This is a genomic window from Dietzia sp. SYD-A1 (assembly GCF_015356725.1).
In the GTDB taxonomy this organism is placed as follows: Bacteria; Actinomycetota; Actinomycetes; order Mycobacteriales; family Mycobacteriaceae; genus Dietzia.
This window is the reverse complement of sequence record NZ_JADDKI010000424.1, coordinates 1-6128: the sequence shown is the minus strand read 5'-3', so window position 1 is coordinate 6128 and position 6128 is coordinate 1. Positions and strand designations below refer to the sequence as shown.

The 6128-nt window shown below is 71.2% G+C and carries 4 protein-coding genes; all 4 read left to right on the top strand.

Annotated elements, in window-relative coordinates; all coding sequences use genetic code 11:
• Window positions 1-117: 117 nt before the first annotated feature.
• Complete coding sequence (locus tag IY392_RS15165) at window positions 118-1869, top strand: acyclic terpene utilization AtuA family protein (protein WP_182627894.1); 1752 nt, start codon at window positions 118-120, stop codon at window positions 1867-1869.
• A complete protein-coding gene (locus tag IY392_RS15160; RefSeq protein WP_107757071.1) occupies window positions 1866-3044 on the top strand; it encodes an acyl-CoA dehydrogenase family protein in 1179 nt (392 codons plus the stop codon). The genes IY392_RS15165 and IY392_RS15160 overlap by 4 nt, the downstream gene beginning before the upstream one ends.
• Window positions 3041-4639 carry an acyl-CoA carboxylase subunit beta gene (locus IY392_RS15155; RefSeq protein ID WP_107757070.1) on the top strand — a complete coding sequence of 533 codons (1599 nt, stop codon included), beginning with the start codon at window positions 3041-3043 and terminating at the stop codon, window positions 4637-4639. The genes IY392_RS15160 and IY392_RS15155 overlap by 4 nt, the downstream gene beginning before the upstream one ends.
• 11 nt (window positions 4640-4650) lie before the next feature.
• Window positions 4651-6128 (top strand): acetyl/propionyl/methylcrotonyl-CoA carboxylase subunit alpha (locus IY392_RS15150; protein ID WP_194861657.1); only part of this gene is annotated, 1478 nt, incomplete at its 3' end.

The following is a 6128-nucleotide window of genomic DNA, read 5'->3' as shown; positions in this document are numbered from 1 at the left end:
CCGCTCCGCGTCGGCCCTGAGTCCACGGTGCCTCCGCTCCGCGTCGGCCCTGAGTCAACGGTGCCTCCGCTCCGCGTCGGCCCTGAGTCGACGGTGCCTCCGCTCCGCGTCGGCAACATGTCCGGGTTCTACGGCGACCGGTTCTCCGCCATGCGCGAGATGCTCGACGGCGGCGAGCTCGACGTCCTCACCGGCGACTACCTGGCCGAACTCACCATGCTCATCCTCGGCCGCGACCGGATGAAGAACGCCGAGCTGGGATACGCCAAAACGTTCCTGCGCCAACTCGAGGACTGCCTCGCACTGGCACTGGAGAAGAACGTCACCATCGTCGCCAACGCGGGCGGGGTCAATCCGGCGGGTCTCGCCGACGCCGTCCGCGAACTGGCGGGCCGTCTCGGACTGTCCCCCGAGGTCGCCCACGTCGAGGGTGACGACCTCATCGCCCGGGTCGGCGAGCTCGACATCCCCGCCGACGCAGGGTTCCCCGTCACGGCCAACGCCTACCTCGGTGCCTTCGGCATCGCCCGGTGCCTGGACGCCGGGGCCGACATCGTCGTCACCGGTCGCGTCACCGACGCGTCGGTGATCGTGGGGCCGGCCATCAGCCACTTCGGTTGGGGCCGACACGACCTCGACGCGCTCGCCGGCGCCACCGTCGCGGGTCACGTCATCGAGTGCGGGACCCAGGCCACGGGCGGCAACTACGCCTTCTTCAACCGGGGTGAGATCGCCGACCCCGTCGCCCCCGGCTTCCCGATCGCCGAGATCTCGTCCGACGGCACCTCCGTCATCACCAAGCACCCCGGAACGGGAGGTGCGGTCACCGTCGGCACCGTCACCTCGCAGTTGCTGTACGAGGTCACCGGGGCCCGGTACGGCGGCCCCGACGTCGTCACCCGACTCGACACCGCCACTCTCACGCAGGAGGGGCCCGACCGGGTGAGGATCTCCGGCGTGGTGGGAGAGGCGGCCCCGCCCACCACCAAGGTCTCCGTGACGTGCCTCGGCGGCTTCCGCAACGAGCTCACCTTCCTGCTCACCGGGCTGGACATCGAGGACAAGGCGGCGCTCGTGGAGCGCCAGTTCCTCGCCGGGCTGGCCACGCGACCCGCGGAGATCGACTTCCGTCTGCAGCGCACCGACCACCCCGACGCCGACACCCAGGCCGCCGCGACCGCGCTGCTCACCATCGTCGCGTGGGATCCGGACCCCGACGTCGTGGGCCGCGCCTTCTCGGACGCCGCCGTCGCGATGACGCTGGCCAGCTACCCGGGTGCCACCCCCAGCGCGCCGCCCGGACGCGGGGGCCCGTACGGCGTGTACGTCCCCGCCTACCTCCCGCAGGACGCGATCCCTCATGTCGCGGTGCTGCCCGACGGCACGAGGGTCGACATAGCGCCTCCGGAGGACACCCGTGAGATGGGCGACGGCCACGCGTCCGACGGACTCGACGCCGAGGGAGCTCCGCTGCCGGAGTGGTCGTCCTCGGAGTCCACCACCCGGAGGCCGCTGGGGGACGTGCTCGGCGCCCGCTCGGGCGACAAGGGCGGCACCGCCAACATCGGACTGTGGGCCGGTGATCAGAAGGCCTACCGCTGGATGCGCGACACCCTCACCGTCGAAGAGATCCGCCGACTTCTCCCCGAGACCGCCGACCTGGCGATCGAGCGGTACGAGCTGCCGCGCATCAACGCCCTGAACTTCGTCGTCGACGGCCTGCTCGGCAAGGGAGTCGCCCACGGCTACCGCTGGGATCCGCAGGCCAAGGGTCTCGCCGAGTGGCTGCGCTCCCGCGTCGTCGACGTCCCCCACGACATCACCGCCCCCGTCCTCGCCGTTCCGGCACCCGCGAAGGAGAACTCGTGACCATCCCGCCCCACGTACCGGGCGACCCCTGGTACTCCGACGAGAGTCTCGCCCTGCGCGAGACCACGACCCGCTTCGCCCAGCGCGAGATCCTGCCCCACCAGGACGAGTGGGAGGCCGCGGGCGTGCTCCCTCGTGAGCTCCACGCCAAGGCCGGTCAGCTGGGCCTGCTCGGCGTCTCGTTCCCGGAGGAGGCCGGCGGCGGGGGCGGCGGCATGCGGGACTCGCTGATCGTGTGCGAGGCCCTCCACGAGGCCGGGGTCTCCGGCGGTGTGTTCGCCTCACTGTTCACCTGCGGTATCGCCACGCCACACCTGGCCCAGTCCGGCAGGCCCGACCAGATCGAGCGCTGGGTCGCCCCCACTCTCGCCGGCGAGATGATCGGCTCCCTGGCGATCACCGAACCCGGTGGGGGCTCCGACGTCGGGCGTCTCACCACCACCGCCCGCCGGGACGGGGACCACTACGTCGTCAACGGCGCCAAGACCTACATCACCTCCGGCACCCGCGCCGACTTCGTGGTGACCGCCGTGCGCACCGGTGGCGACGAGCTCAGGGGAGCGGCGGGCGTGAGTCTGCTGGTGATCCCCACCGACACCCCCGGCTTCCACCGTTCGGCTCCGCTGGACAAGCTGGGCTGGCGCGCCTCGGACACCGCCGAACTGACGTTCACCGACTGCCGGGTTCCCGTGGAGAACCTCGTCGGCGCCGAGAACGACGGGTTCGCCCAGATCGCGATCGGCTTCGTGGGAGAGCGCGCGGCGCTGGCCGCGCAGGGGTACTCCCACGCCCAGCGCTGCCTGGACCTGACCCTGGACTGGGTCCGCGAACGCGAGACCTTCGGCCGACCCCTGCTCTCCCGGCAGGCCGTGCAGAACACCGTCACCGAGATGGCCCGCCGCATCGACGTCGCCCGCACCTACACCCACCGCTGCGTGGACCTGGCCGAGGCGGGGCACGATGCGATCGCCGAGGTCTGCTTTGCCAAGAACACCGCTGTCGAGTGCGCGGAGTGGGTCGCGACGCAGGCACTCCAGCTCTTCGGGGGACTCGGATACATGGCCGAGTCCGAGGTGAGCCGACAGTTCCGCGATGTCCGCCTGTTGGGCATCGGCGGAGGCACCACCGAGATCCTCACCACCCTCGCCGGACGTCGTCTGGGGTACACCGCATGAGCCTCCTACGATCCACGCTCGACACCACCGGCGCGGAGTTCGGTGCCGCCAGAGCCGCGATGGAGGACAAGCTCGCCCGGCTCGCGGCCGATCTCGACCCCGCTCTCGCCGGAGGCGGCGAGCGCAAGGTCGCCCGCCACCGCGAGCGGGGCAAGTTCACCGCCCGGGAGCGGATCGACATGGTCCTCGACCGCGAATCCCCGTTTCTGGAGCTGTGTGCGCTCGCCGCGTGGGGATCCGATTTCCAGACCGGCGCCTCCGTGGTCGCCGGCATCGGCGTCGTCGAGGGCGTGGAGTGCCTCGTGATCGCCAACGACCCCACGGTCAAGGGGGGCACGTCCAACCCGTGGACCCTGCGCAAGATCCTCCGACTCAACGACGTGGCCATGAAGAACCGGCTCCCGGTGATCAGCCTCGTCGAGTCCGGGGGCGCCGACCTGCCCACCCAGAAGGAGGTGTTCATCCCGGGAGGGGCGCTCTTCCGCGACCTCACCCGGTTGTCGAAGGCGGGCATCCCCACCATCGCGGTGGTCTACGGGAACTCCACCGCGGGCGGAGCGTACGTCCCGGGGATGAGCGACCACGTGGTCATGATCGAGGAGCGCTCGAAGGTGTTCCTCGCGGGGCCGCCCCTCGTCAAGGCCGCCACCGGCGAGATCGCCGACGAGGAGACCCTCGGCGGCGCCGACATGCACGCCCGCGTCTCCGGTCTGGCCGACCACCTGGCCACCGACGAGGCCGACGCCGCGCGCATCACGCGCGGTATCGTGCGCCGGCTCAACTGGACCAAGGCCGGGCGCGCCCCGCGCGCCGAGGTCGCCCCGCCGCTGTACGACGCCGAGGACCTCCTGGGCATCGTCCCCGACGACCTCAAGATCCCGTTCGATCCGCGGGAGATCATCGCGCGCGTCGTGGACGGGTCCGACTTCGACGAGTTCAAGCCGCTCTACGGGGCGAGCCTGGTGACCGGGTGGGCCGAGATCCACGGGTACCCGGTCGGCATCATCGCCAACGCCCGCGGTGTGCTGTTCAGCGCGGAGGCGCAGAAGGCCACGCAGTTCATTGAGTTGGCCAACCGGTACGACACCCCGCTGCTCTTCATGCACAACACCACCGGCTACATGGTGGGCTCGGAGTACGAGCGCGGCGGCATCATCAAGCACGGTTCGATGATGATCAACGCGGTCTCCAACTCCGAGGTCCCGCACCTGTCGCTCATCACCGCGGCCTCCTACGGCGCGGGCCACTACGGCATGTGCGGCCGCGCGTTCGACCCCCGGTTCCTCTACACGTGGCCGAGCGCCAAGTCCGCGGTCATGGGGGGTCAGCAGCTCGCCGACGTGGTGACCTCCGTGGCCGCCGCGGCCTCGGCCGCGCGGGGTGAGGAGATGAGCCAGGAGACGATCGACGGTCTCAAGACCATGATCGCCGACCAGATCGAGAAGGAATCGCTGCCGGCCTTCCTGTCCGGGATGCTCTACGACGACGGCATCATCGACCCCCGCGACACCCGGACCGTCCTGGGTCTGAGCCTGTCCGCGATCCACTCCGGAGACGTCGCCGGAACCGACCGCTTCGGCGTCTTCCGGATGTGAGGAACTCCATCATGCAGAACGCACCCACCCCTGCGCCGACGACTCCGGCCCAGACCACCGTCGCCCCGATCACCTCGGTTCTCGTCGCCAACCGCGGTGAGATCGCCCGCCGCGTCCACCACACCGCCCGTGGCCTGGGCATGACCACGGTCGCCGTCTACTCCGATGCCGACGCGGACGCCCCGCACGCCCGTGAGGCGGACGCGGCGGTCCGGTTGCCCGGCAGTACCCCCACGGAGACCTACCTGCGTGGTGACCTTCTCATCGCCGCGGCGAGGGCTGCCGGCGCCGACGCGATCCACCCGGGTTACGGGTTCCTGTCCGAGAACGCCGGGTTCGCCCGCGACGTGATCGACGCGGGGCTCACCTGGGTCGGCCCGCCGGTGCCCGCCATCGAGGCGATGGGCTCGAAGATCGAGGCCAAGAAGATGATGGGCGAGGCGGGCGTGCCCATGCTCACCGATCTCGAGCCGGCCGACGTGACCGAGGACATGCTTCCGGTACTCGTCAAGGCGTCCGCGGGCGGCGGCGGTCGGGGCATGCGGATCGTCCGCACCCTCGACGCGCTCCACGACGAGATCGCCGCCGCGCGACGCGAGGCCAGGTCGGCCTTCGGTGACGACGCGGTGTTCTGCGAGCGGTTCCTCGAACGGGGCCGCCACATCGAGGTCCAGGTCATGGCCGACTCCCACGGGACCGTCTGGGCGGTGGGGGAGCGCGAGTGCTCCATCCAACGGCGACACCAGAAGGTCATCGAGGAGGCGCCGAGCCCGCTGGTCGAGCGGACCCCGGGCATGCGGGAGAAACTGTATTCGGCCGCCCGCGACGCCGCGTCCGCGATCGGGTACACCGGGGCCGGCACGGTCGAGTTCCTCGCCACCGACGACGGCGAGTTCTACTTCCTCGAGATGAACACCCGTCTCCAGGTGGAGCACCCCGTCACGGAGGCCACGACCGGCCTGGACCTGGTGGCGCTCCAGCTGGATGTGGCCGCGGGTCTGCCGCTGCCGTCCGGCGAACCCCCGGCCGCACACGGCTGGTCCGTCGAGGCGCGTCTCTACGCCGAGGACCCGGCCCACGACTACGCCCCGGGCTCGGGGACGCTCTGGGCGCTCGACGTCCCCGGGGTCTCCACCCGGTTCGAGGGCCCCCATCGACCCGGCATCCGGCTGGACAGCGGAGTCGAGCCGGGGCCGGACGGGGCGCTCGTCGGGGTGCACTACGACCCCATGCTCGCCAAGGTCATCTCCTACGGACGTACGCGTTCCGAGGCCTGCGCCGCGCTCGCCGGCGCGCTGACACGGGCGAAGATCCACGGTCTGACCACCAACCGGGCCCAGCTCGTCCGGGTCCTGCGCCATCCCGAGTTCATCGCCGGCAACCTGTCCACCGCGTTCCTCGACGACCACGGGTCCGCCGCGCTCGCCGCCCCGCTCGCCGACGACGAGGCCGTGCGGATCTCGGCCCTCGCCGCCGCGCTGGTGTCCGG